The sequence below is a fragment of the Streptomyces sp. DSM 42067 genome (assembly GCF_055792885.1).
The window spans coordinates 5,902,187-5,925,199 of sequence record NZ_CM147706.1 but is presented as its reverse complement, the minus strand read 5'-3'; the positions used below and the strand labels follow the sequence as shown (position 1 = coordinate 5,925,199).

Annotated in this window: 19 protein-coding genes; 8 read left to right on the top strand and 11 right to left on the bottom strand. The window is 69.7% G+C overall.

The window, feature by feature from the left end:
* Nucleotides 1–34: 34 nt before the first annotated feature.
* Nucleotides 35–1,153: a bifunctional succinyldiaminopimelate transaminase/glutamate-prephenate aminotransferase gene (locus ACSMXV_RS27090; protein ID WP_473173837.1), complete on the bottom strand. Its 1,119-nt coding sequence runs from the start codon at nucleotides 1,151–1,153 to the stop codon at nucleotides 35–37.
* 174 nt (nucleotides 1,154–1,327) lie between these two features.
* The gene (gene fdxA, locus ACSMXV_RS27085; RefSeq protein WP_018089397.1) at nucleotides 1,328–1,648 is read right to left on the bottom strand and encodes a ferredoxin; all 321 of its coding nucleotides are present in this window, start codon (nucleotides 1,646–1,648) and stop codon (nucleotides 1,328–1,330) included.
* 140 nt (nucleotides 1,649–1,788) lie between these two features.
* Between fdxA and ACSMXV_RS27080 the strand changes: the two genes are divergently transcribed.
* Together ACSMXV_RS27080 and ACSMXV_RS27075 are read left to right on the top strand one after the other, a co-directional pair.
* Nucleotides 1,789–2,811 (top strand): GNAT family N-acetyltransferase, encoded by a 1,023-nt coding sequence (locus ACSMXV_RS27080; protein WP_473179077.1) that lies wholly within the window; start codon nucleotides 1,789–1,791, stop codon nucleotides 2,809–2,811.
* Nucleotides 2,812–2,874: 63 nt separating this feature from the next.
* On the top strand, nucleotides 2,875–3,708 hold the full coding sequence (locus ACSMXV_RS27075) for a transglutaminase family protein (RefSeq protein ID WP_473173836.1): 834 nt from the start codon (nucleotides 2,875–2,877) through the stop codon (nucleotides 3,706–3,708).
* Nucleotides 3,709–3,750: 42 nt separating this feature from the next.
* Here ACSMXV_RS27075 and ACSMXV_RS27070 read toward each other — a convergent pair whose 3' ends face one another.
* The 4 genes from ACSMXV_RS27070 to ACSMXV_RS27055 form a co-directional block, all read right to left on the bottom strand.
* The gene (locus ACSMXV_RS27070; RefSeq protein ID WP_473173835.1) at nucleotides 3,751–6,057 is read right to left on the bottom strand and encodes a hypothetical protein; all 2,307 of its coding nucleotides are present in this window, start codon (nucleotides 6,055–6,057) and stop codon (nucleotides 3,751–3,753) included.
* A 159-nt stretch (nucleotides 6,058–6,216) separates the two neighbouring features.
* Nucleotides 6,217–6,627 carry a DUF6113 family protein gene (locus ACSMXV_RS27065; protein ID WP_473179076.1) on the bottom strand — a complete coding sequence of 137 codons (411 nt, stop codon included), beginning with the start codon at nucleotides 6,625–6,627 and terminating at the stop codon, nucleotides 6,217–6,219.
* 146 nt (nucleotides 6,628–6,773) lie between these two features.
* Nucleotides 6,774–7,778 carry an N-acetyl-1-D-myo-inositol-2-amino-2-deoxy-alpha-D-glucopyranoside deacetylase gene (gene mshB / locus ACSMXV_RS27060; protein WP_473173834.1) on the bottom strand — a complete coding sequence of 335 codons (1,005 nt, stop codon included), beginning with the start codon at nucleotides 7,776–7,778 and terminating at the stop codon, nucleotides 6,774–6,776.
* 72 nt (nucleotides 7,779–7,850) lie between these two features.
* Entirely contained in the window at nucleotides 7,851–8,045 is a 195-nt protein-coding gene (locus ACSMXV_RS27055; protein WP_181655317.1) for a hypothetical protein, read from the bottom strand.
* 200 nt (nucleotides 8,046–8,245) lie between these two features.
* On the opposite strand from ACSMXV_RS27055, the gene ACSMXV_RS27050 reads away from it, so the two are divergent.
* Nucleotides 8,246–10,381 (top strand): S9 family peptidase, encoded by a 2,136-nt coding sequence (locus ACSMXV_RS27050; RefSeq protein ID WP_473173833.1) that lies wholly within the window; start codon nucleotides 8,246–8,248, stop codon nucleotides 10,379–10,381.
* 210 nt (nucleotides 10,382–10,591) lie between these two features.
* Here the strand turns inward: ACSMXV_RS27050 and ACSMXV_RS27045 are convergent, their stop codons facing one another.
* Genes ACSMXV_RS27045 through ACSMXV_RS27025 form a run of 5 tightly spaced genes read right to left on the bottom strand, consistent with a single transcriptional unit; the run spans nucleotide 10,592 to nucleotide 16,257 of the window.
* The gene (locus tag ACSMXV_RS27045) at nucleotides 10,592–11,665 is read right to left on the bottom strand and encodes an ABC transporter ATP-binding protein (protein WP_473173832.1); all 1,074 of its coding nucleotides are present in this window, start codon (nucleotides 11,663–11,665) and stop codon (nucleotides 10,592–10,594) included.
* On the bottom strand, nucleotides 11,658–12,632 hold the full coding sequence (locus ACSMXV_RS27040) for an ABC transporter ATP-binding protein (RefSeq protein WP_473173831.1): 975 nt from the start codon (nucleotides 12,630–12,632) through the stop codon (nucleotides 11,658–11,660). Before ACSMXV_RS27040 ends, ACSMXV_RS27045 begins: the two co-directional genes overlap by 8 nt.
* Before the next feature lie 14 nt (nucleotides 12,633–12,646).
* Nucleotides 12,647–13,675 carry an ABC transporter permease gene (locus tag ACSMXV_RS27035; protein ID WP_473173830.1) on the bottom strand — a complete coding sequence of 343 codons (1,029 nt, stop codon included), beginning with the start codon at nucleotides 13,673–13,675 and terminating at the stop codon, nucleotides 12,647–12,649.
* Nucleotides 13,668–14,591: an ABC transporter permease gene (locus tag ACSMXV_RS27030; protein WP_181655312.1), complete on the bottom strand. Its 924-nt coding sequence runs from the start codon at nucleotides 14,589–14,591 to the stop codon at nucleotides 13,668–13,670. Before ACSMXV_RS27030 ends, ACSMXV_RS27035 begins: the two co-directional genes overlap by 8 nt.
* Before the next feature lie 31 nt (nucleotides 14,592–14,622).
* On the bottom strand, nucleotides 14,623–16,257 hold the full coding sequence (locus tag ACSMXV_RS27025; RefSeq protein WP_473173829.1) for a peptide ABC transporter substrate-binding protein: 1,635 nt from the start codon (nucleotides 16,255–16,257) through the stop codon (nucleotides 14,623–14,625).
* 463 nt (nucleotides 16,258–16,720) lie between these two features.
* Between ACSMXV_RS27025 and ACSMXV_RS27020 the strand changes: the two genes are divergently transcribed.
* The 5 genes from ACSMXV_RS27020 to ACSMXV_RS27000 all read left to right on the top strand — a co-directional run bounded on the left by ACSMXV_RS27020 (nucleotide 16,721) and on the right by ACSMXV_RS27000 (nucleotide 22,969).
* Nucleotides 16,721–17,749 (top strand): ABC transporter permease, encoded by a 1,029-nt coding sequence (locus ACSMXV_RS27020; RefSeq protein WP_473173828.1) that lies wholly within the window; start codon nucleotides 16,721–16,723, stop codon nucleotides 17,747–17,749.
* An 82-nt stretch (nucleotides 17,750–17,831) separates the two neighbouring features.
* On the top strand, nucleotides 17,832–19,613 hold the full coding sequence (locus ACSMXV_RS27015; RefSeq protein ID WP_473173827.1) for an ABC transporter substrate-binding protein: 1,782 nt from the start codon (nucleotides 17,832–17,834) through the stop codon (nucleotides 19,611–19,613).
* 184 nt (nucleotides 19,614–19,797) lie between these two features.
* The gene (locus ACSMXV_RS27010) at nucleotides 19,798–20,778 is read left to right on the top strand and encodes an ABC transporter permease (RefSeq protein WP_473173826.1); all 981 of its coding nucleotides are present in this window, start codon (nucleotides 19,798–19,800) and stop codon (nucleotides 20,776–20,778) included.
* A gap of 17 nt (nucleotides 20,779–20,795) precedes the next feature.
* The gene (locus ACSMXV_RS27005; RefSeq protein ID WP_473173825.1) at nucleotides 20,796–21,821 is read left to right on the top strand and encodes an ABC transporter ATP-binding protein; all 1,026 of its coding nucleotides are present in this window, start codon (nucleotides 20,796–20,798) and stop codon (nucleotides 21,819–21,821) included.
* Nucleotides 21,822–21,847: 26 nt separating this feature from the next.
* Complete coding sequence (locus ACSMXV_RS27000; protein WP_473173824.1) at nucleotides 21,848–22,969, top strand: ABC transporter ATP-binding protein; 1,122 nt, start codon at nucleotides 21,848–21,850, stop codon at nucleotides 22,967–22,969.
* Nucleotides 22,970–23,013 lie beyond the last annotated feature (44 nt).

The following is a 23,013-nucleotide window of genomic DNA, read 5'->3' as shown; positions in this document are numbered from 1 at the left end:
CCCCAGGCGGAACGCCTGCCCACAACGGGACCGGTCAGCCCAGGCGCCGTACCGCCTCCGCCACTCGCTCGTCCGTTGCCGTGAACGCGACGCGTACGAAGTGGTCGCCCGCTGGGCCGTAGAAGTCGCCCGGGGCGACCAGGATGCCGAGGTCGGCGAGGTGGGCGACGGTGTTCCAGCAGGACTCGTCGCGGCTGGCCCACAGGTAGAGGCTCGCCTCGCTGTGCTCGATGCGGAAGCCGTGCCTCAGCAGGGCGTCGCGCAGAGCGGCACGGCGCGCGGCGTACCGTTCGCGCTGCTCGTGGACGTGGCGCTCGTCTCCGAGCGCCGCGACCACGGCGGCCTGGGTGGGCGCGGACGTCATCATCCCGCCGTGCTTGCGGATCTGCAGCAGGTCGCCGAGCACGGCCGGGTCCCCGGCCAGGAACGCGGCCCGGTAGCCCGCCAGGTTCGAGCGCTTCGACAGTGAGTGGACGGAGACGATCCCCTCGTACGAGCCGCCGCACACGTCCGGATGCAGCACGGACAGCGGGTCCGCCTCCCAGCCCAGCTCGATGTAGCACTCGTCGCTGAAGACGAGGATGCCGTGCTCGCGCGCCCAGGCGACGATGCGGGTCAGCTCGTCCTTGGCCAGCACCCGGCCGGTCGGGTTCGAGGGCGAGTTGAGCCAGAGCAGCTTCAGGCCGGTGGGGTCCAGCTGGGTGCCCGCGGCGGCAGCCGCAAATGTCTCCGTGTCGTAGGCGACGTGGTCCGCGCGGGCCAGGCGGGCGCCGACCTCGTACGTCGGGTAGGCGAGCCGGGGGTACGCGACCTTGTCTCCGGGGCCCAGGCCGAGCTGCGTCGGCAGCCAGGCGACGAGCTCCTTGGAGCCGACGACCGGCAGGACGTGGTGGTGCGTGATGCCCTGTGCGCCCAGGCGACGCTCGCACCATCCGGTAAGGGCGTCCCGCAGCTCGGGCGTGCCCCACACGGTGGGATAGCCCGGGGAGTCGGCGGCCGCGATCAGGGCGTTCTGGATCAGCTCCGGAACCGGGTCGACCGGGGTGCCGACGGACAGGTCGACGATGCCACCGGGGTGCGCGGCGGCTGTCGCCTTGTACGGCTCGAGCTTGTCCCAGGGGAAGGCGGGAAGCCTGTCGGAGACTGCGGACACGGGGATCGGGCTCACTTTCTCGTACGTTCGTACGTTCCGTACCTGCCTTCCGTATGTGCGCTGTGTGCGCTGCGCATACGGGCAAACGCCTCGGTCCCGCACGGCGGGCGACCGTACGGGACCGAGGCGACGCTCCTTCGGCGACGGCTGGGATCGATCCTCCCAGCGGGCCGCTTACTGGTTCTGCGGCGGCAGCGCGGCGATGAACGGGTGGTCGCGCTCGATCAGGCCGAGCTTGCTGGCGCCGCCGGGCGAGCCGAGCTCGTCGAAGAACTCGACGTTCGCCTTGTAGTAGTCCTTCCACTCTTCCGGAGTGTCGTCCTCGTAGAAGATCGCCTCGACCGGGCAGACCGGCTCACAGGCACCACAGTCGACGCATTCGTCCGGGTGGATGTACAAGGACCGGGAGCCCTCGTAGATGCAGTCGACCGGGCACTCCTCGATGCACGCCTTGTCCTTCACGTCGACACAAGGCTGCGCGATGACGTAGGTCACGCTGTCGTTCCTCCTCGATAGGGCGCTGGCGGGCCGCTTCAGGCTCCGCCGCCTGGCGCGCGGGAGCGCGGCGTCGTCGATGCCCGCACCTAGTATCTCCGTTCCTGGGCATGATCCGAACAGGAGGGGTGGACACAGCTGTGGAATTCATGGCGGGCGGTCGGCTCGAGGTCCGTATTTCCGCCTCTGACGTGGGCAAACGCGTATCGGTACGGCGCTTGGAGGAACACGCTGCCGAGGGTGAGAAGTTCACCGACACGGTCGGCGTTCTCACATCCTGGGACGAGGGTGTGCTGGTGATCACACGGCGGACCGGAGAGAGCGTCCGTATCCCGGAATCCTCCCTGGTCGCAGCGAAGGTGGTGCCGTCCGCTCCGGCGCGTCGACGGGGTCCTGCGGCGTCGTACGAGGAGCTGGCGCGGGTCACCGCGCGGGCCTGGCCACCCGTGGAGAGTGAGCGGCTCGGCGGATGGGAGCTGCGGGCGGCCGGCGGATTCACGCGGCGCGCGAACTCCGTCCTGCCGGCCGGCGATCCGGGCATGCCGCTCGACGAGGCGCTCTCGTACGTCCAGGACTGGTACGGGAAGCGGGGGCTGCCCGCGTACATCCAGACGGCCACCGGCGCGGAGGGCACGCAGGAGGTGCTCTGCGCCGAGCTGGAGCGGCGTGGGTGGGTCCGTGAAGTGACCGCGCTGCTGCGGATCGCGCCGCTGGCGCCGATCGCGGACGCGGGCGCGGATGACGCGGTGGCGCGGGTGCGGCTGGCGCGCTCGCTCGACGAGGCCGGGGAGGGGTGGCTCCGGCGTTACCAGCGGACTGGTGTGCCGGGGCCCCATGTGCGGGCGGTACTGGCCGGCGGCCCCTCTGTGTGGTTCGCGTACGTACCCGGTGCAGCCGGGGAGGTACCCGCGGCGATCGGCCGCTGTGTGGTGGACGGCCGTTGGGCGGGCTTCATGGCGGTCGAGGTGGATCCCGCGCACCGGCGCCAAGGTCTGGCGACCGCAGTGATGGCGGCCCTTGCCCGCCGGGCCCTGGACGAGGGGGCGTCTGCCGCGTGGCTGCAGGTGGAGGACGACAACGAGGGTGCGCGGGCGCTGTACGACGATCTGGGGTTCTCTACGCACCACTCGTACCACCACTATCGGGCGCCCGACGCGACGTGACGGCGGCGCCCGCGGAAGACCAGCCCCCGTATCGAACGCCCCCTGAGAGGGCACGAGGCACATATGCGCGCAGAGCACGTCAGTGAAGGGCGGCGGCGGTTCGCCGAGGAGGTGCGGGCCGAGCGGCCGGATCTGTCGCTGCTGTGTCTGCTGGTGGCCGCGGAGGCCGACCCGACGCTGGACGAGGCGGGCATGGACGCGGCTCAGATCGAGCTCGACCGGCTGGCCGGACTGCTGCCGTTCCGGCCCGGCGGCTCGCGCTCCTGGGCCGCCGCCCTCGCCGAGCTGCTCGGCCGCCGCTGCGACTTCCGCGGCACGCCGGGCGACTACCAGCGCCTGGAGTCCTCGCTCCTGCACGAGGTCCTGCGCCACCGCCGTGGCCTGCCGATCCTGCTGTCGGTGGTCTGGATGGAGGTCGCCCGGCGGGCGGGCGCACCGGTGTACGGGGTGGCGCTGCCAGGCCACTTCGTCGTGGGGTTCGGCCCACCCGAAGATCAGGTGCTTGCGGATCCGTTCGACGGCGGCCGAGTGCTGACGGGCCCCGACGCCGAACTGCTGGTGGCAGGCGCCACCGGCGCACCGCTCGACCCGTCGATGCTGGCGCCCGCCGACCCGCTCGATGTGATCCTGCGCATCCTGAACAACATCCGCGCCTGGGCCGCCGCCCGCCCCGAGCGCTCGGACGTGTCGCTGTGGGCGGTCGAGCTGTCCCTGCTCCTGCCGTCCCACCCGGCCCGCCTACGCCATGAACACGCCCAGCTCCTCGTCCAGCGCGGCGACTTCCTCACGGGCGCCAAGGAACTCGACGCATACGCGGACGTGGTGGCCGCGGTCGACGAGCCGGCAGCCGACCGCATCCGCGGCCAGGCCCGGGCGGCCCGGGCGATGCTCAACTGACGTCAACGCACCGGGCGAGGGCCGCCCCGGCCCGAGGGCCCATCACTGAGGATTCGTCGGGATCGTCACCACGCGTGCCGCGGCCGTCTTCCCGCGCAGCGCCTGACCGAGCGCGGATGCCACGTCCTGCGGGCTGACCGCCTTCTTGCTGCCGTTGCCCTTGGTGATCGTGACGCCGTCGAAGGCGCTGCCGTACAGGCTCTTGAGCACCTGGAGGTCGTAGTGCTCGACCAGCTTGCCGTCGACCGCCCGCACGCTCAGGAACTTGTAGATCGAACGCTCCGGGCTGAAACTCACCAAGTGCGTCGCATCGGTCTGCACCGTCACGAGTCCGGACATCGCGGGCTTCGCGAACGCCTTCATCATGCGGTCGACCTCGGCGTTGGTGATGGTGGGCTGGCGCGTGGTGGTGGGGAGCTGTACCGGGTTGGTCTGCCCGGTCTCCACCTGGGCGCGGTACGCCTCCTCGACCGCCGTCACCGCCTTGGCGGCCTCTATGCCCTTGCCGGCCTTGCCGTAGACGGCGACGGCCTTGCCCGACTGGAACTTGATCGTGCCCTCGGTCACGGAGCCGGAGCTGCCCGCGACGCGCTCCAGCGCGGCATGCAGCTTCTCCCCGTCGACGGGCATCACCGGGTCGACGACACGCTCGCCGCCGAACAGCGAGCCGATCACCGACACGGGGTTGTAGTCACTGCCCGCGGCGGCGCTGACCGTGGCCTGGCTGTCGAGCCGCAGACCCGCCTGATCCGGCTCGAGTGCGACCTTCTCGCCGTCCACCGACAGCTGGAGCGCCTTGGTCGTACGGTCGCCCAGGGCGTCGTCGAGCTTCTTGACGGCCTCGTCGCGGGTGCCGCCGCCGATGTCGACGCCGAGCACCGTGGTGCCCTTGGGCACGTCGGAGCGGTTCATCAGCAGCCCGGCGCCGTACGCGACACCGGCCACACCGACGACGGCGACGGCCATGAGCACCAGCTTGCTGCGCCCCTTCTTCCTGGGAGGCGCAGCGGCCTGCCCGGTCGGCTCGGGCGGCCTCGGGGCGGTTTGCGGCACCGGCCCGTCGGGGTGCCCGCCGGGCGCGAACGGAGAGGTAGACGCCGGGGGCACGACGGGGATGCCGCTGGTGACGGTGTGCCCGGAGACGTGGTCCGGGATACCCGGCACTCCGGTACCGGGACCTACCGGACCACCCGGACCCGGTACGGGCGCGGGCCGCTGGGGAGTGAGTATCGCGGTGTCGTCGCTCATGCGCGGGCTCGGCGGTGCGGGGTCCCCCGGCGGTACGAACAGGGGGCCTTCGCCGGTCGCGGGGCCACCGGTGGGGCCGGCGGGGCCGCGGCCGTTGCCGCCGTCGGAGAAGTACGGAAGGCCGCTGCGCTGCTGGTCGGGCCCGAGCGATGAACCGCCTCCGTTTGCTCCGGCACCCGGGCCGGAAGCCCGGGACGGACCCGCCGCACCGGGGCCACCGAGACCGCCGGGGCCACCCGGACCGGCCGGGCCCGCCGCACCCGAAGCGCCAGGCGTCGAGGGCCCGGAGCCGAACGGCCCGGAACGTCCCGGTCCGGCACCGAGTCCCGCGCCCGCCGCACCGGAGGCACCGGCGCCCGCGGACCCGGGTCCGCGCCCGGCACCACCGGTGGCGGCCGCACCGGCGCCAAGTCCGGCCCCGCCCCCAAGCCCCGCACCAGCCCCGGTCCCAGGCCTCGCGCCTGCCCCGGTCCCAGGCCTCGCGCCTGCCCCGGTCCCAGGCCTCGGACCCGCACCGGCACCAAGTCCCGTGCCCGCACCGGCCCCTGGCCCCTGCGGGCCGGAGCCGTCGGGCGTCGTACGGGAGTTGGCCGAGCCGCCACCCGTGCCGCCGCCACGGCCCGCGGCCGGCTTGCGCGGCGCGAACCAGTCGCTGGTCTTCTCCTCCGCCGGCGCGGAAGGCGCAGCGGAGGTGGACGAACCGGACGGCGCCGAGGACCCGGACGCGGCGGACCCGGCAGCCGACCCGGACGAGGCGCTGCCCGGCGCGGACGCGCCCGCGCCGCTGCGCGGACGCCCCGCACCCTCGGTGTCTTCTGTGCGGCCCGACGGGCCGTTCCCACTCTTCGCCGCCGCTTCCGCGTCGGAGACCGGTGTCCGCATGACGACGGGCGGAATGGGCCGCGAACCCGGGATGTTGATTCTGATCCGCGTGGTCAGCGTCGTCTCGGTCTTGCGCTCCTCGGGCCGCGCAGGGGCGTCGGCGCCCTCCTCGGGAGCGGCGCCCTGGACGGGAATCCCGTACGGCGGCGTGCCCGACGGATATGCGGCTCCGCCGCGCCCCTGGGGCCCGGAGGACGAAGTGTCAGTTTCACGACTCAAGGCAGGTTCTCCCGGTTGGCTCCGCCGCCCGTCTCGATGGTGCTCTGGGGGGAGGCTCGGCGGCGGCACCACCATACTGGCCGCTGTCGGCCGGTAACCCGCGACCGCGGAGGAAAGAAGTGCGGCCCGGGCCCCCTCCTGATACGACGAAGTGGTACGTCACTTGGCAAGTCGGGCAGGTGGGCCGTCAGGTTGCCGGGATTGCCCAAGGGTGGCGCACATCACAGCGACGGCGATGCCACCGAGCAGGAAGAGATAGGAGCCGGATCCCGCGGCGAAGACGAAATCCCCTTCGGGACGGGTCGCGGTGAGCAGGATGACGGCAACCAGCCACCCGGCGGCGGACGCCAGGGCCCCGCCTCTGGTGCCGGTCGCGCGCGCCCCGCCGAGGAACAGCCCCGCCGCACCGGCCAGCGCGAGCAGCAACCCGCCCGGGAACCAGGCCCCTTGGACGAGCGCCCCGGCGGCACCGACCAGTGCGCCGAGCACCAACAGCCCTGCGTAGGCCCCCACGCGCCCCGGCCTCGGCGGCTGGGCGAGATAGCTCCCGTCGGCGCCACCCGAACCCACCGAACCGGCCGCCGCGGAACCGGACTTGCCCGCAGCGGACCTATTCGCTGCGGACCTGCCCGCCCCGGACTCACCCGCAGCCGACTTGCTCACCCCCGGCCTGCCCGCCCGGGACCTGCCCTCTCCCGGCTTTCCCGTCGCGCCCATCAGGCAGCACCCTTTCCCGCCTCAGTCACGCCGGCGAACAGATCCGTCTCCGGCGACCCGCCGGAGACGCCGTCGCCCCGCTCGCCCCGCTCGCCCCGCACCAACTCGTAGTACTCCGCCGCGGACAGCGGCTGTGCGAGCCGGTTCGACAGGGCGAACCACGGCTCGACGACCTCGATCTGCGTGGCATGGGCACACATGGCCGCCGCCTTGGCCGCGGCGAAGCCGCCGCCGTCGATCACCGTGGTGATCACGTCGTCGTCCACCACGCCCGGCACGTCGTCGACCGAGGCGGAGGCCGGGAACGGCAGCTCGGCGAGCGCGTCCTTCAGGCGGGCGAAGCCCTCCTCGACCACGGAACGCGGGGCCCGGTTCCAGTAGATCTTCGCGATGGTGTGCGGCTCGCCGAGGTCCCGGCGGTAGGCGGGCTCGGCGGCGAGGTCCGCGGCGCGCATCGCGACGCGGTGCGCCTGGATGTGGTCGGGGTGGCCGTACCCGCCGTCGGGGTCGTACGTGATGAGCACCTGCGGGCGGACCTCGCGGATGATCTCGACCAGCGCGGCCGCGGCCTCGTCGACGTCGGCCTGCCAGAAGGAGTGCGGCCGCCGGTTCTGCGGGGCGCCCATCATTCCCGAGTCGCGGTACCGCCCGGCGCCGCCGAGGAAGCGGTGATCGGTGACGCCCAGCTCGGACATCGCGGCGGCGAGCTCCCGCACCCGGTACTCGCCCAGGAGATCGTCGCGGTCGGGCGCCAGATGTGCCAGCTCCGCCGGGATGACCTCGCCCTCCTCGCCGAGGGTGCAGGTCACGAGCGTGACCTGGGCGCCCTCGGCCGCGTACTTGGCCATGGTCGCGCCATTGTTGATCGACTCGTCGTCGGGGTGCGCATGCACGAGCAGCAGACGCCGTAGGGGTCCCCCCTGCTCGTGGGAGTTCCCCCTGCTCGAGCGAAGCCGAGAGCTCGGGGGAGGCGCCGAGAGCTTGGGGGCGGGCAGGTCCGTCATGCGCCCAAGACTACGAGGGCGGTGTGACGGAACGATCGAGGGCGCCGCAACGGAAAGAGGCAGGCGGATGGCTCAGAACTTTATGGAGCCGATCATCCCGGCCACATTGGTGGTCAGCTCGCTGATCGTGGGCGCTATCGAGGAACTCGCCAGGTAGAAGCCCAGGAGCACGCACACGATCGCATGCCCGGCCTTGAGGCCTGACTTCTTCACCAGAATGAAGACGATGATCGCCAGCAGCACCACCGCCGAAATCGAGAGTGCCACGGCGGCCCACCTCCCAAGAACTCGTCCCGCGCCTTGATCACCGCGGCCGTGTGTACGGTCAGCACGATCACCGGCATGGGGAAGATCCGGTGGCTCCCGTCCGGCGCTATGGATCATAACTATGCATTCGCGGTCATGGATCGGAGCACGGCAGCACGAGGGGGCGCATGGACCAGGCCCTGTCGGCCTAGGCTCGGAGGATGACCACCGAGCCTGTCTCATTTCCGCGTCAGCATGCCCGTACGCAGCGCTTCTCGCTCGGAGCGCCGCGCGCCTTCACGGTGGCGCCCGACGGGTCCCACGTCGCGTTTCTGCGCTCCCGTTCCGGTACCGAACGGGCGAACCTTCTCTGGGTCCTGGATGTCGCGGACGGCGGGGAGCGCGTCGCCGCCGATCCGGCGGTGCTGCTGGGCGGCGCGACGGAGCGCCTCTCGGCCGAGGAGCGGGCGCGCCGCGAGCGCAGCCGCGAGGGCGCGGCGGGCATCGTCGGCTATGCGACCGACACGGCCGTGGAGTTGGCGGCGTTCGCGCTCTCGGGCCGGCTTTTCACCGCGGAGCTGCGCGCCGGCACGGCCCGCGAACTGCGCGTCCCCGGACCGGTGATCGACCCGCGCCCGTCTCCGGACGGACGGCACGTCGCGTACGTCGTCCGGGGCGCACTGCGCGTCGTGGGTGCCGAGGGCGACGACGACCGGGCCCTCGCGGAACCGGAGTCCGGCACCGTGACGTACGGCCTGGCGGAGTTCATCGCGGCCGAGGAGATGGCGCGTTCGCGCGGCTTCTGGTGGTCGCCGGACTCGGACCGGCTGCTGGTCGCGCGGGTGGATGACGCCCCCGTACGGCGCTGGTGGATCGCGGACCCGGCGCAACCGGACCGTGAGCCGGCGCGCGTGGCGTATCCGGCGGCCGGTACGGACAACGCGGAGGTGCGCCTCTTCGTCCTCGGCCTGGACGGCTCGCGCACCGAGGTCGTGTGGGACCGCGCCCGCCACCCGTATCTGGCGCGGGTGCACTGGTCGGAGTCCGGGGCGCCGCTGCTGCTGGTGCAGGCGCGCGACCAGCTCAGCCAGGTGTATCTGGCGGTGAACCCGGACGACGGGTCGACGCGCATGGTGCACGCGGACGGCGCCGCAGGGGACACGGGCTGGCTGGAGCTGTTCGCCGGTGTGCCGTGCTGGTCGCCGAGCGGGCAGCTGGTGCGGATCGCCGACGAGGGCGGGGCGCGGGTGCTGGCGGTGGGCGAGCGCCCGCTGACGGGGCCGCAGCTGCATGTCCGCGCGGTGCTCGACGTGACGGGCGACGATGTGCTGGTCTCGGCGTCGGCGGGGGACGCGGCGGCCGGTCCCGAGACCGGCGAGGTGCATGTGTACCGCGTCAACGAGCTCGGCGTGGAGCGCGTCTCGCAGGAGCCCGGCGTGCATTCGGCGGTGCGCTCGGGCGGTGTGACGGTTCTCGTCTCGGCGACGCTCGACGCCCCGGGCGCGCATGTGCAGGTTCTGCGCGAGGGCAAGAGGGTGGCGACCGTGGCGTCGTACGCGGAGCGTCCGGTACTCACCCCGCGCGTGACGCTCACGCAAGGGGGCACGCGCCGGATCCCGTGCGCCGTCCTGCTCCCCACCGGTTACGCGGAGGGCCAGGGCCCGCTGCCCGTGCTGCTCGACCCGTACGGCGGCCCGCACGCCCAGCGCGTCGTGGCGGCGCACAACGCGCACCTGACCTCGCAGTGGTTCGCCGACCAGGGCTTCGCGGTGGTCGTCGCGGACGGGCGGGGCACGCCCGGTCGCTCCCCCGCTTGGGAGAAGGCGATCCGCGGCGACTTCACGGTCACGCTCGACGACCAGATCGACGCTCTGTCGGGGCTGGCCGAGTCGTATCCGCTGGATCTGACGCGGGTGGCGATCCGCGGCTGGTCGTACGGCGGCTATCTGGCGGCGCTCGCGGTACTGCGTCGGCCGGATGTCTTCCATGCGGCCATCGCGGGCGCTCCGGTCACGGACTGGCGGCTGTACGACACGCACTACACGGAGCGCTATCTCGGCGATCCGGGCCGCACCCCGGAAACGTATGCGACGAGTTCGCTGGTGACCGACGACGGATTGTCCGATCCTGCCGATGCGCATCGCCCGCTGATGATCATCCACGGTCTGGCCGACGACAATGTGGTGGCGGCCCACACTCTGCGTCTGTCCTCGGCCCTGCTGGCGGCGGGCCGGCCGCACGAGGTGCTGCCGCTGTCCGGTGTGACGCACATGACCCCGCAGGAGCAGGTGGCGGAGAACCTGCTGCTGCTCCAGGTGGACTTCCTCAAGCGGTCCCTGGGCCTGGCGACGGGCTGACCGGCGGCGGAGCCCGAACCTTTGCTGTCCGGGACCGGCTCACCGGTCCCGGACATGCAACCGGCCGGGGCGACATGGCGCGCCCCGGCCGGTCTACGGCACCCGCACGGCCGTACGCTGTTCAGCGTGACGCGTCCGTATATCGGAGCTGCGTCAGGCAAGTTGCCTACGTGTTAACGAAATTGATGGGTATTTATCGTGTTATGTCGCTTACTGCGTGGGGACGACGTGTTTCTCCTCGGCGAAGTGGCAGGCCGAGTCATGGGCCGCGGGCCCTGGCGCCGTCCGGAATTCCTCCGGCACCGCAAGCAGGGGCACCTCGATCTCGCACCGCTTCTGCGCCTTCCAGCAGCGGGTGCGGAAGCGGCAGCCGGACGGGATGTTGGCCGGTGAGGGCACGTCCCCGGTGAGGACGATTCGCTCGCGGTGCTCGCGCGCCTCCGGGTCCGGCACGGGGACGGCGGAGAGCAGCGCCTGCGTGTAGGGGTGCGTGGGGTGCTCGTAGATCTCCTCGTCCGTGCCGATCTCGACGATCCGGCCCAGGTACATCACCCCGACCCGGTCCGAGATGTGCCGCACGATGGACAGGTCGTGGGCGATGAAGACATACGAGAGGTCGAACTCGTCCTGCAGCTTCTCCATCAGGTTGATGACCTGCGCCTGTACCGACACGTCGAGGGCGGAGACCGGCTCGTCGGCGACGATGATCTCGGGGCGCAAGGCGAGCCCGCGGGCGATGCCGATGCGCTGCCGCTGGCCGCCGGAGAACTGGTGCGGATAGCGGTTGATGAACTCGGGGTTGAGGCCCACCACGTCGAGGAGCTCCTGAACGCGCTGTCGGCGTGAGCCCTTCGGGGCGGCCTCGGGATGGATCTCGAAGGGCTCCCCGATGATGTCGCCCACGGTCATGCGGGGGTTGAGGGACGTGTAGGGGTCCTGGAAGACCATCTGGATGTTGCGGCGTACGGCTCTCAGGGCGCGGCCGGACAGCGCGCCGATGTCCTCGCCTCGGTACGTGATCCGCCCGGCCGTCGGCCTCTCCAGCTGGACGAGGAGCTTCGCGACCGTCGACTTGCCGCACCCGGACTCGCCGACGATGCCGAGGGTCTCGCCGTGCCCCAGGTCGAAGTCGACGCCGTCGACGGCCTTGACCGAGCCGACCTGCTTCTTGAGGACGATGCCCTGGGTGAGCGGGAAGTATTTGACGAGGCCGCGCACCTGGAGGATGGGCTCGCCGCGGGCGGGCGGGGCCACCTCCGGGGCCTGCGCGTACGGCTCAGCCATGGAGTGTCTCCCTCCAGTAGAAGCACGCGCTCCTGCGTTCCCCGGAGACCTCGAAGAGGTCGGGAACGTCGGTGCGGCACACGTCCTGGGCCAGCGGGCAGCGCGGGTGGAAGGCGCAGCCGGGCGGGATGTTCATCAGGTTCGGCGGCAGTCCCTTGATGGCGTAGAGGTCCTGCCCCTTGCGGTCGAGGCGCGGGATCGACTCGAGCAGGCCCTTCGTATAGGGGTGGGCTGGTGCCTTGTAGATGTCGTGGACGGGTGCCGACTCCACGATGCGGCCCGCGTACATGACGGCGATCCGGTCGGCGACGTCCGCGACCACGCCCAGGTCGTGGGTGATCAGGACGAGACCCATGTGGTACTCGCGCTGCAGGTCGGCCAGCAGGTCCATGACCTGGGCCTGGACCGTGACGTCGAGGGCGGTCGTCGGCTCGTCGGCGATGATCAGGGCGGGCTCCAGCGCCAGCGCCATGGCGATCATGATGCGCTGACGCATGCCGCCGGAGAACTGGTGCGGATACTGCCCGACGCGCTCCTTCGCGGCCGGGATCCGCACCCGCTCCATGAGCTCGACGGCCTTCGCCCTGGCGTCCTTCCGCGACAGCCCCTGGTGGACGCGGAACATCTCGCCGAGCTGGTCGCCGACGCTCAGCACGGGGTTCAGCGAGGACAGCGCGTCCTGGAAGATCATCGCCATTCCGGCGCCGCGGACCTTCCGCCGCTCGTCCTCCTTGAGCAACAGCTGATCCCGACCCTGGAAGAGGACCTCGCCGCCGGTGATCCGGGCGGGCGGGATGTCCAGGATGCCCATGACGGCCTGCGCGGTCACCGACTTCCCGGAGCCGGACTCGCCGAGGACCGCCAGCGTCTCGCCCTCGTCCACGTGGAGATCCACCCCGTTGACGGCCTTGGCGACTCCGTCCCGGGTCGTGAACTCCACGTGCAAGTCGCGCACTTCGAGCAGCATCTTCCCTGCCCTCCTCACCTCAGCTTGGGATCGAGGGCGTCGCGCACGGCGTCGCCGAGCATGATGAACGCGAGCACCGTGATCGCCAGCGCGCCGGCCGGCCAGAGCAGCATGTGCGGGGCGTTACGGATGTACGGGGAGGCCGCGGAGATGTCGATGCCCCAGCTCACGGTGGGCGGCTTCAGCCCGACCCCGAGGTACGAGAGGGTCGCCTCGAGCGCGATGAACGTACCGAGCGCGATGGTCGCCACGACGATGACCGGGGCGATCGCGTTGGGCGTGATGTGCCGCAGCAGGATCCGCGTACTGGAGGCGCCGAGGGCCCGCGCGGCCTGCACGTAGTCGTGCTGCTTGGCGGTGATGACCGCCCCGCGGGCGATACGGGAGATCTGCGGCCAGCCGAGCAGCACCATGAATCCGACGACGGGCCACACGGTCGAGCTGGTCACCACGGACAGCAGCACCAGACCGCCGAGGACGACGGGGATGGCGAAGAAGATGTCCGTGACGCGGGAGAGGATCGCGTCCCAGGCGCCGCCGAAGAATCCGGCAAGTCCGCCGAGGACCGAGCCGAGGAGGGCGACACCGAGGGTGGCGCAGACGCCGACGGTGACCGAGGTGCGGGCGCCGTACACGGTCCTCGTGTAGACGTCGCAGCCCTGGCCGTCGAAGCCGAAGGGGTGTCCGGGCTGTGAGCCCTCCTGGGCCTTGGCGAGGTCGCAGCTGAGCGGGTTGCCCGAGGCGATCAGCGAGGGCCAGAGCGCGATGAGGACCAGGAAGACGATGACCAGGCCGGAGACGACGAAGACGGGGTTGCGGCGCAGGTCGTGCCAGGCGTCGGACCAGAGCGAGCGCGGTTTCCCGGACGGGCCCCCGCCGGGTAGGCCCGGAACGCCGGGTAGGACCGGTGCCCTCTCGAGCGTCGTCGCCTCGCTCGCCGCGAGGTCCATCGCGCCGCCCGCCCCGGTCGCGGCGATACGGCCATCTTCAGGGGGACGGCCTGCGGACCCCCGCAGCGCCTCCGGCCGCTCGGTCTCAGGCATAGCGGATCCTCGGGTCGAGTACGGCGTAGAGGAGGTCGACGAGCAGGTTGGCCACCAGGAAGACCAGCACAAGGACGGTCACGAAGCCGACGACGGTCTGGGTGTTCTGCCGCAGGATGCCCTGGTAGAGCTGGTAGCCGACGCCGTGGATGTTGAAGATCCGCTCCGTGACGATCGCGCCGCCCATCAGCGCGCCGATGTCCGTGCCGATGAAGGTGACCACGGGGATCAGGGAGTTGCGCAGCAGATGCCGGGTGATCACCCTCTGCCGGGGCAGGCCCTTGGCGATGGCGGTGCGGACGTAGTCAGCGCGGCGGTTCTCGGCGATCGAGGTGCGGGTCAGCCGGGTGACGTACGCGAGTGAGACCGACGCCAGGACGAGCCCGGGTACGAGGAGTTCGTCGAACGGGGCGTCGGGGGACACGGACGGCTTGATGAGGCCCCATTCGACGCCGAGCAGCAGCTGGAGCAGCAGACCGGTGACGAAGGTCGGGATCGAGATGACGACCAGCGTCACCAACAGCACGGTGGTGTCGACGGGCCGGCCGCGGCGCAGCCCCGTGAGCACGCCGAGCGTGATGCCGATGACGATCTCGAAGACGATCGCGACGATCGTGAGCCGGATCGTCACGGGGAAGGCGGACCCCATCAGCTCGGTGACCGGTTGGCCGTTGAACGCGGTCCCGAAATCACCGGTGAAGACGTTGCCCATGTACGTCAGGTATTGCTGCCACACGGGCTTGTCGAGGCCGAATTCCTTCTTGAGCTGGGCGGCCGTCGCCGGGTCGCACTGCCGCTCTCCGCACAGCCCCGCGACGGGATCGCCCATCACGTTCACCATCAGGAAGATCAGCAGGGTGGCGCCGAGAAAGACCGGGATCATCTGCAACAGACGCCGGATCACATAGCGTCCCATGGCGGGCTCCGAGGGGTGGCTCCTTGGGTGGTCAGCCGACCTTGATTTCTTCGTACACCGGAACGCTGAACTGGTTCAGCGCCACATTGGAGATCCTCTCCGAATATCCGGCGCTGCCGTTCTGGTACCAGAGGGGAATGGCGGCCATGTTGTCCCGGACCACCTCCTCCGCCTGCTGGAAGATGCCGACGGCCTTCGGCGCCTCGGTCTCGGCGTTGGCCCTGTCCACGAGGTCGTCGAATTCCTTGTTCGACCATTTTCCGTCGTTGGACGAGGCGCCCGTGTAGTAGAGCGGCTGCAGGAAGTTCTGGATCAGTGGATAGTCCATCTGCCAGCCGGCCCGGAAAGGGCCCGTCAGCTTGGACTGGGTGATCTGGTTGCGGAAGTCGGCGAACGTGCCGACCGGGTTTCCGACGCAGGCCCTGTCATTGCCGAGCGCGTTGTTGATGGAATTGCAGACCGCGTCCACCCACTCCTTGTGCGAGCCGGTGTCCGCGTTGTACGAGATCCTGACCTGTCCGCCGGGAAGGCCGCCGCCCTCCTGGACCAGCCTCTTCGCCTCGTCCGGGCGGTACTCGCAGGCCTCGCCGCACAGCCCCTCCTTGAAGCCGCCTTCCTCACCGAGGACCGGCGATGTCCAGTCGGTGGCCGGGGTGCGGGTCTTCTGGAAGATCGTGTCGGTGATCTGGTTCCGGTCGATGGCCATGGACAGGCCCTTGCGGACCTTCTCCGTCCCCGGCTTCGACCATGCCTCTTCGTAGAAGGGGAAGGCGATGGTCTGGATGATGCCGGCCGGGGTGTTGATGTAGCGATCACCGAGATCGGCCTGGACATTTCTGAGCTGGGATGCCGGGACATCGTCGACGAGGTCGAGATTTCCCGCCATGAGGTCGGTGTAGGCGGTGTTGTTGTCGGTGTAGACCTTGAGGTCCACTCCCCCGTTCTGCGCCTTGTCGCCCCCCGGATATCCGTCCCATCTGCGCAGGGACATCTGCGAGCCCCTGGTGTACGAGTCGACGGTGTAGGGGCCGTTGCCGACCGGTTTCTTCAGCCAGGCGTCGTGGTCGTCGAAGAACGCCCGGGGAAGCGGGGCGAAGGCCACGTAGCCGAGGGTGTCGGGGAACGTCGAGAACCGCTGGTTGAGCCGGACGGTGAATGTCGTGTCGTCGACGACCTTCAGTCCGGACAGCGTCTCGGCGGTCTGGTCGCCGGATGTCGGGTGGACCTGGTCGAATCCGTCGATATAGCCGAAGAAATAGGCGTTCCGCTGGTTGTTCTTCAGGCTTGCGCCGTAGTTCCAGGCGTCCACGAAGGACTTCGCGGTGACCTTCTCGCCATTGCTGAACGTCCAGCCGTCCTTGACGGTGATCGTGAAGTTCTGCGAGTCGGAGGTCTCGATCTTCTCGGCGAGCATGTTCTTGGCCTCGCCGGTCTTCGCGTCGTACCGCTTCAGGCCGCGGAAGATCATGTCCAGGACCTTGCCGCCCTGCACCTCGTTGGTGTTCGCCGGCTCGAGCGGGTTCTGCGGGTCGCCCCAGGAGGAGCTCAGGATTCCGGAGCCGTCGCTGCCTCCGGTGCCGCCGTCGCCCGCGCTTCCGCATGCCGTCGCCGCGAGTGCGACCGCCACCGCGCTCACGATCCACCGGGCGTGCGTGGCTCCACGCATGGAGTTCCTCCTCGGAGTGCTCGGTGCCGTCCTCGGTCCCCTGCCAGGTCCCGCGTTCGGTCCCTTGCTCGGTCCCTTGCTCGGTCCCGCGGCCGGTCCCGCTGCTCTGCCTCAAGCCTGGGTTACGTACCGCCCAATATCGCCTCATACGTCATGAACCACACATTCACCCCGCCCGAAGCAGGCCAGGGCCATCCGGATGTACGTATTGCGAGACGCAGGCGCCCGGTTATCGAACCGATTGATGCATTCAACCCGGTGCGTCCGGATCGTGCTCTCGGTTCTGCCATGGCAACCACAAGCCCGGCCCGCCGTTTGGTCGAGCGCGGGTCAAACGGCAAAAGACCACCTCAAGGACTTCCGGGATTCATTGACCCTTCACGAATCGCGTTGCGAGAGTCCGCTTAACCCGTGGCCTCGCCTGCGGATTTCTCGACCCTTCGGGCCAGGAGCCAGGAGCACCATGACCCTGCCAACTTCTTCTGTGGCCGCCCCTCTTGAGGTGGTGCCCGACAGCGCCATCACCGTGGCGGAGCTCTCCGCACCCCAGGGCGGTGAGGGCCGCTCGCCCGGGCGACTCGCCTGGCGCCGTTTCAAACGGGACAGGACGGGTGTGGTCTCGGCCTACGTGGTGCTGTTCTTCTTCGTGGTCGCGATCTGCGCGCCGCTGATAGCGACGGTGTACGGAAAGAATCCGTACACCACGTACGGGCAGAACGACCCGAGCCTGCTCAACGACTTCGGCTTTCCGGTCAAGCCCAACGGCGGCATCAGCAGCCACTTCTGGTTCGGCATCGAGCCCCAGCTCGGACGGGACGTCTTCACCTTCTTGATCTACGGCATCCGCAACTCGTTGCTCATCGCGACGGCGACCACCCTGCTGGTGACCGCGCTCGGCATCGTCGTCGGCATCACCGTCGGCTACCTCGGCGGAAGGACCGACTACCTGATCGGCCGCGTGATCGACATCCTGCTGGCCTTTCCGTCGACCCTCTTCTTCATCGCCTTCTGGCCCGTCCTCATCTCGATCATGGTCTCTCCTGAGGAGAACACGCCCATCTGGCTGACCGTCGTCAGCCTCATCTCCGTCATGACGGCCTTCGGCTGGGCCCCCATCGCACGTCTGCTACGCGGCGAGGTACTCGCCCTGCGCGAACGGGAGTTCGTGGAGGCGTCCAAGGTGACCGGCGCCTCACCCGCCCGGATCATCTTCAAGGAGCTGCTGCCCAATCTGTGGACGCCGATTCTCATCCAGGCGACTCTCGCACTCCCGATGTTCGTCACCACCGAGGCGGCCCTCGCCTTCCTGGGAGTGGGCTTGTCCGACCCCACCCCGGACTGGGGCGTGATGATCCAGAACGGCGCCAAGTACTACGAGTCAGACATCACGTTCATGCTCTTCCCGGGCCTGTCGATGGTGATCTTCGTGATCGCCTTCAACCTCCTGGGCGACTCCGTACGCGACGCACTGGACCCGAAGACCAAGCGCTGAACTGTCGCCCCCTTCCCTACCGGCCCGGGCGACGGGGCCCGCCGGACCATCAGCCTCTCTCATCGATTCAGGACAGGAAACCATGTCCCTTTCCCGTAGAAACTTCGTCATCGCCACGTCGGTCGCCGTCGGCGGCTCCATGGCGCTCTCCGCGTGCAGCAGCGGCGGTGGCGGGACCGGCGGCGGCACCGCGCACGCCGGCGCCACCAAGTACACCGGCGCCTCGGTCACCGTGGGGACGAAGGATGACTCGACCGGACCCGCCCCCGAGGTGAGCGGCGCGCGCAAGGGCGGCACGATCCGCGGCATCGCCCCGGACGACTTCTCCCACCTCGACCCGCAGCGCATCTACTTCTCGTGGAACTCCACGGTCGCCAACCTGTACGTCCGCTGCCTCACCGGCTACAAGATCGCGCCGGACGGGTCCATGAAGCTGGTCGGCGACCTCGCCACCGATGCGGGCACCATGTCCGACGGCGGCAAGACCTGGACCTTCACCCTGAAGAACGGCCTCAAGTGGGAGGACGGCAGCGAGCTGACCGTCGAGGACGTCCGGCACGGCATCGAGCGCGGCTTCTCGAGCTTCACAACCGAGGGCGCCACCTACCTCCAGACCGACCTGACCGGCAGGACGGACTTCCGCGCCAAGTACAAGGGCCCCTTCAGCGGCAGGCACCTCGACTCGATCGACACCGACACCGCCAAGAAGACCATCACGTTCAAGCTGAAGCTGGCCCGCCCGGACCTCAATTTCACGCTGGCGATGCAGTCCTACGGCGCCGTGCCCGTCAAGCACGACACCAAGGAGAAGTACGACAAGGACCCGGTCTCCGCCGGCCCGTACCGGATCTCTCAGCACTCCGTCGACAAATCGATGACGCTTGTGCGCAACAAGCACTGGGACCCGGCCACCGACCCGATCCGCAACGCCTACCCGGACTCCTTCGCCTTCGAGTTCGGCCCCCAGGCGCTCGCGCAGACGGACCGCCTCATCGCCGACTCCGGCGACGACCAGTACGCCGTCATGGCGTACTACGGGATACCAGCCGAGCGCATGCAGAAGGTGCTCACTGACCCCGAGCTGAAGAAGCGCACCATCAACGGCCTGCTGAGCGGCCTCTACTACTACGCCGTCAACACCAAGCGCGTCACCGACCTCAAGGTGCGCCAGGCCCTCATATACGCCTGGCCGCTGGAGCAGATCCGCAAGATCTACGGTGGTCCGTCCGCCGGTGACTACGCGTCCTCCATCCTGAGCCCCGACATACTCGGCTACGAGCACGCCGACGTCTACGGCAAGCTGAAGAAGCCGCAGGGCGACCCGGAGACGGCGAAGAAGTTGCTGAAGGAGGCGGGCCAGCTCGGCCGGAAGATCGTCTACGCCTATCCCATCAGCGACACCTACAACAAGACCAAGGTCGTCATCGAGAACGCCCTCAAGGCGGCGGGCTTCGACCCGGTCATCAAGCCGATCGACTCCACCTCGTACTACGACCAGGCCCAGCAGGTCGACAACAAGTTCGACGTGATGTGGTTCGGCTGGGCTCCGGACTGGCCGACCGGCTACACGGTCATCCAGCCACTGTTCGACGGCGGCACCATCGGCAACGGCTCCAACAACGTCTCCCAGCTCAACGTCAAGTGGGTCAACGAGGCGATCAAGAAGAACGCCGTGATCGCCGACCCGAAGAAGGCGGGCACGGCGTGGGCAACGCTGGACAACGAGATCATGAAGGATGAGGCGCCCATCATCCCGGAGACCTACCAGCGCCGCTTCTACCTCCACGGCTCGAAGGTCGGCGGCGCGCTCTTCGACCCGCTGTTCTCCGCCTTCATCATGTACAAGCTCTACGCCAAGGCCTGACGCCCCCGGCGGGGCGCTTTCGTGGCGCCCCGCCCCACCCATCCGGCCCCAAGCACTTCGACCACCCTCCGGTCCCGGCCTCTCCCCCACTCAGGACTGCGCTCAAGTGGGGATCCCCATGACCGGGGGCCCCACCGTGCAGGGGGCCCGTCGCCCGCCGGCATCTGCCAGGGAAACCATCGCCATGTTCCGCTTCCTCGTCCGCCGGATCCTCGGCGCCGTGGTGATCCTGCTGATCATCAGCGCGATCACCTTCCTCCTCTTCTATGTCGCACCGCGCGACCCTGCCCGGCTCGCCTGCGGCAAGACCTGCACGCCGCAGACCCTGGCGCTGGTGCGGCGCAACCTGGGGATCGCCGACCCGCTGCCCGTCCAGTACTGGCACTGGCTCCAGGCCCTGTTCACCGGCCGCGACTACGCCTCGTTCGGCCGCTGTCCGGCACCGTGCCTCGGCTACTCGTTCCACTATCACGAGCCGGTTCTGGGCCTGATCCTCAACCGCTTCCCGACCACGCTCGCGCTCGCCCTCGGCAGTGCGGTCGTGTTCGTCCTCTTCGGTGTGGGCGCCGGCATGCTCGCCGCGGTCAAGCAGGGCAGAACAGTGGACAAGATCGCCTCGTCCGCGTCGCTGATCGGCTCTTCCCTGCAGATCTACATCGTCGGCCTGGTCGCCATGTACTACCTGGTCGACCAGTGGCACATCCTCAGTCGTCCCCAGGACATACCGCTGACGCAGAACCCGATGGGCTGGTTCAAGGGGCTGCTGCTGCCGTGGCTCATCCTCGCGCTGATCTTCACCGCGAACTACACCCGCATGACCCGCTCCCAGCTGGTCGAGGCGCTCGGCGAGGACTACGTGCGCACGGCGCGCGCCAAGGGCCTCTCCCGCCATGCCGTCTTCTTCCACTTCGCCTGGCGGGGTGCGATGGGCCCGATCATCACCATCTTCGGCCTCGACCTCGGCGGTCTCTTCGGTGGCGCGATCATCACGGAGGCGACGTTCGGCCTCCACGGCATCGGGGCGCTGTCCGTGGACGCGGTCAACAACAACGACCTGCCGATGCTGCTCGGGGTCACGCTGGTGGCTGCCGGCGCCATCGTCGTCCTCAACATCGCCGTCGACGCCCTGTACGCCTTCATCGACCCGCGCGTCCGCCTCGCCTAGGGAGAGCCGAGAGATCCATGAGCACCCCCTTCCTCTCCGTACGCGATCTGCGTGTCCACTTCTCCACCGAGGACGGCATCGTCAAGGCCGTCGACGGGCTCTCCTTCGACCTCGAGCGCGGCAGGACGCTGGGCATCGTCGGCGAGTCGGGCTCCGGCAAGTCCGTCACCAGCCTGGCGATCCTGGGCCTGCACGACCCAAGCACCACCGAGATCGACGGCGAGATCGTGCTGGACGGCCAGGATGTGCTGACAGCCACCGAGCGGCAGCTCGAGCGGCTGCGCGGCAACAAGATGTCCATGATCTTCCAGGACGCGCTGGCGTCCCTGTCGCCGTACCACACCGTCGGGAGGCAGATCGGCGAGACGTACCGCAAGCACACCGGAGCCTCCCGGAAGGAGGCCGGGAAACGTGCGGTCGAGATGCTGGCCAAGGTGGGCATCCCGCAGCCGGAGCTGCGGGTGGACGACTATCCGCACCAGTTCTCGGGCGGTATGCGCCAGCGCGCGATGATCGCGATGGCGCTGGTGTGCGATCCGGCGCTGCTGATCGCCGACGAGCCGACGACCGCGCTGGACGTGACGGTCCAGGCGCAGATCATGGACCTCCTGAAGGACCTCCAGCAGGAGACCGGCACGTCGATCATCTTCATCACCCACGACCTGGGCGTCATCGCCGACATCGCGGACGACGTGCTGGTGATGTACGGCGGGCGGTGTGTGGAGCGCGGCACGAAGAGGGAGGTACTGCGGGCGCCCCAGCACCCGTACACCTGGGGACTGCTGGGCTCGATGCCGACCCTCGACCATCCCGTCGACGTACCGCTGTCGCCGATCCCGGGCGCGCCGCCGAGCCTGCTCAATCCGCCGACGGGGTGCCGGTTCCATCCCCGGTGCGCGTTTTTCGAGCAGGTCGCGGGCGGGCTGTGTGCGGGCGCGCAGCCGCCGCTGGAGGTGGTGGACGGGCGCGGGGCCGCGTGCCATCTGAGCCCCGCCCAGCGAGTGGAGTTCTTCGCCGACTTCGCCGGAATCCAGCCCAACTGACCTGACACTGACGGGACTTCAGCATCATGAGCAGCACGACACCCCCGGTTCCGGCGGTATCCCCGGCTCCCGCGGGCCTCCCCTCGCCCGGGGCTCCGCTCCTGGAGGTCTCCGGGCTCACCAAGCACTTCCCGGTCATGGGCGGCTTTCCGTTCCGGCGGAGGATCGGCGCCGTACAGGCCGTGGACGGGCTGGACTTCACGGTCGCGGCCGGTGAGAGCCTGGGTCTGGTCGGCGAGTCCGGCTGCGGGAAGTCGACGACGGGCCGGCTGATCACCCGGCTCCTGGAACCGACCGGCGGCAGGATCACATACCGCGGCCGGGACATCACCCACGCCTCGCGACGGCAGCTGGCCCCCGTCCGCCCGGAGATCCAGATGATCTTCCAGGACCCGTACGCCTCGCTCAACCCGCGGCAGACCGTGGGCAGGATCGTCTCCGGCCCGATGGAGATCAACGGCATCGAGCCGCCGGGCGGCCGCGAGCGGCGCGTCCGCGAACTCCTCGAGATCGTGGGTCTGAACCCGGAGCACTACAACCGCTTCCCGCACGAGTTCTCGGGCGGCCAGCGGCAGCGTATCGGGGTGGCCAGGGCGCTCGCCCTCGAACCGAAGCTGATCGTGGCGGACGAGCCGGTCTCGGCGCTGGACGTCTCGATCCAGGCGCAGGTGGTGAACCTCCTGCAGGAGCTGCAGAAGGACCTGGGCATCGCCTTCCTCTTCATCGCCCACGACCTGGCCGTCGTACGCCACTTCTCGCAGCGCGTCGCCGTGATGTATCTGGGCCGGATCGTGGAGATCGCCGACCGCGACCAGCTCTACGGCAACCCGCGCCACCCGTACACCCGCGCGCTGCTGTCGGCTGTCCCGGAGGTGGCGGCGGACGACGCGGCGCCGGCCCGCGAACGCATCCGGCTCGCCGGTGACGTGCCCTCGCCACTGAACCCGCCCTCGGGCTGCCGCTTCCGCACCCGCTGCTGGAAGGCGACCGACCGGTGCGCGAGCGAGACTCCGCCGCTGGTACGGGCGGAGGGAAGCCGGGAGGGCCATCTGACGGCATGCCACTATCCGGAGTCATCGGTCCCGCACACCGAATCCAAAGGTTCGACGAGTACCAAGGACCTCAAGGCCCCTGCCCGGGGGGCCTGACCACCCACAGAAAGCCCGCGGCCAAGGCCCGATCGCTCCCCCCG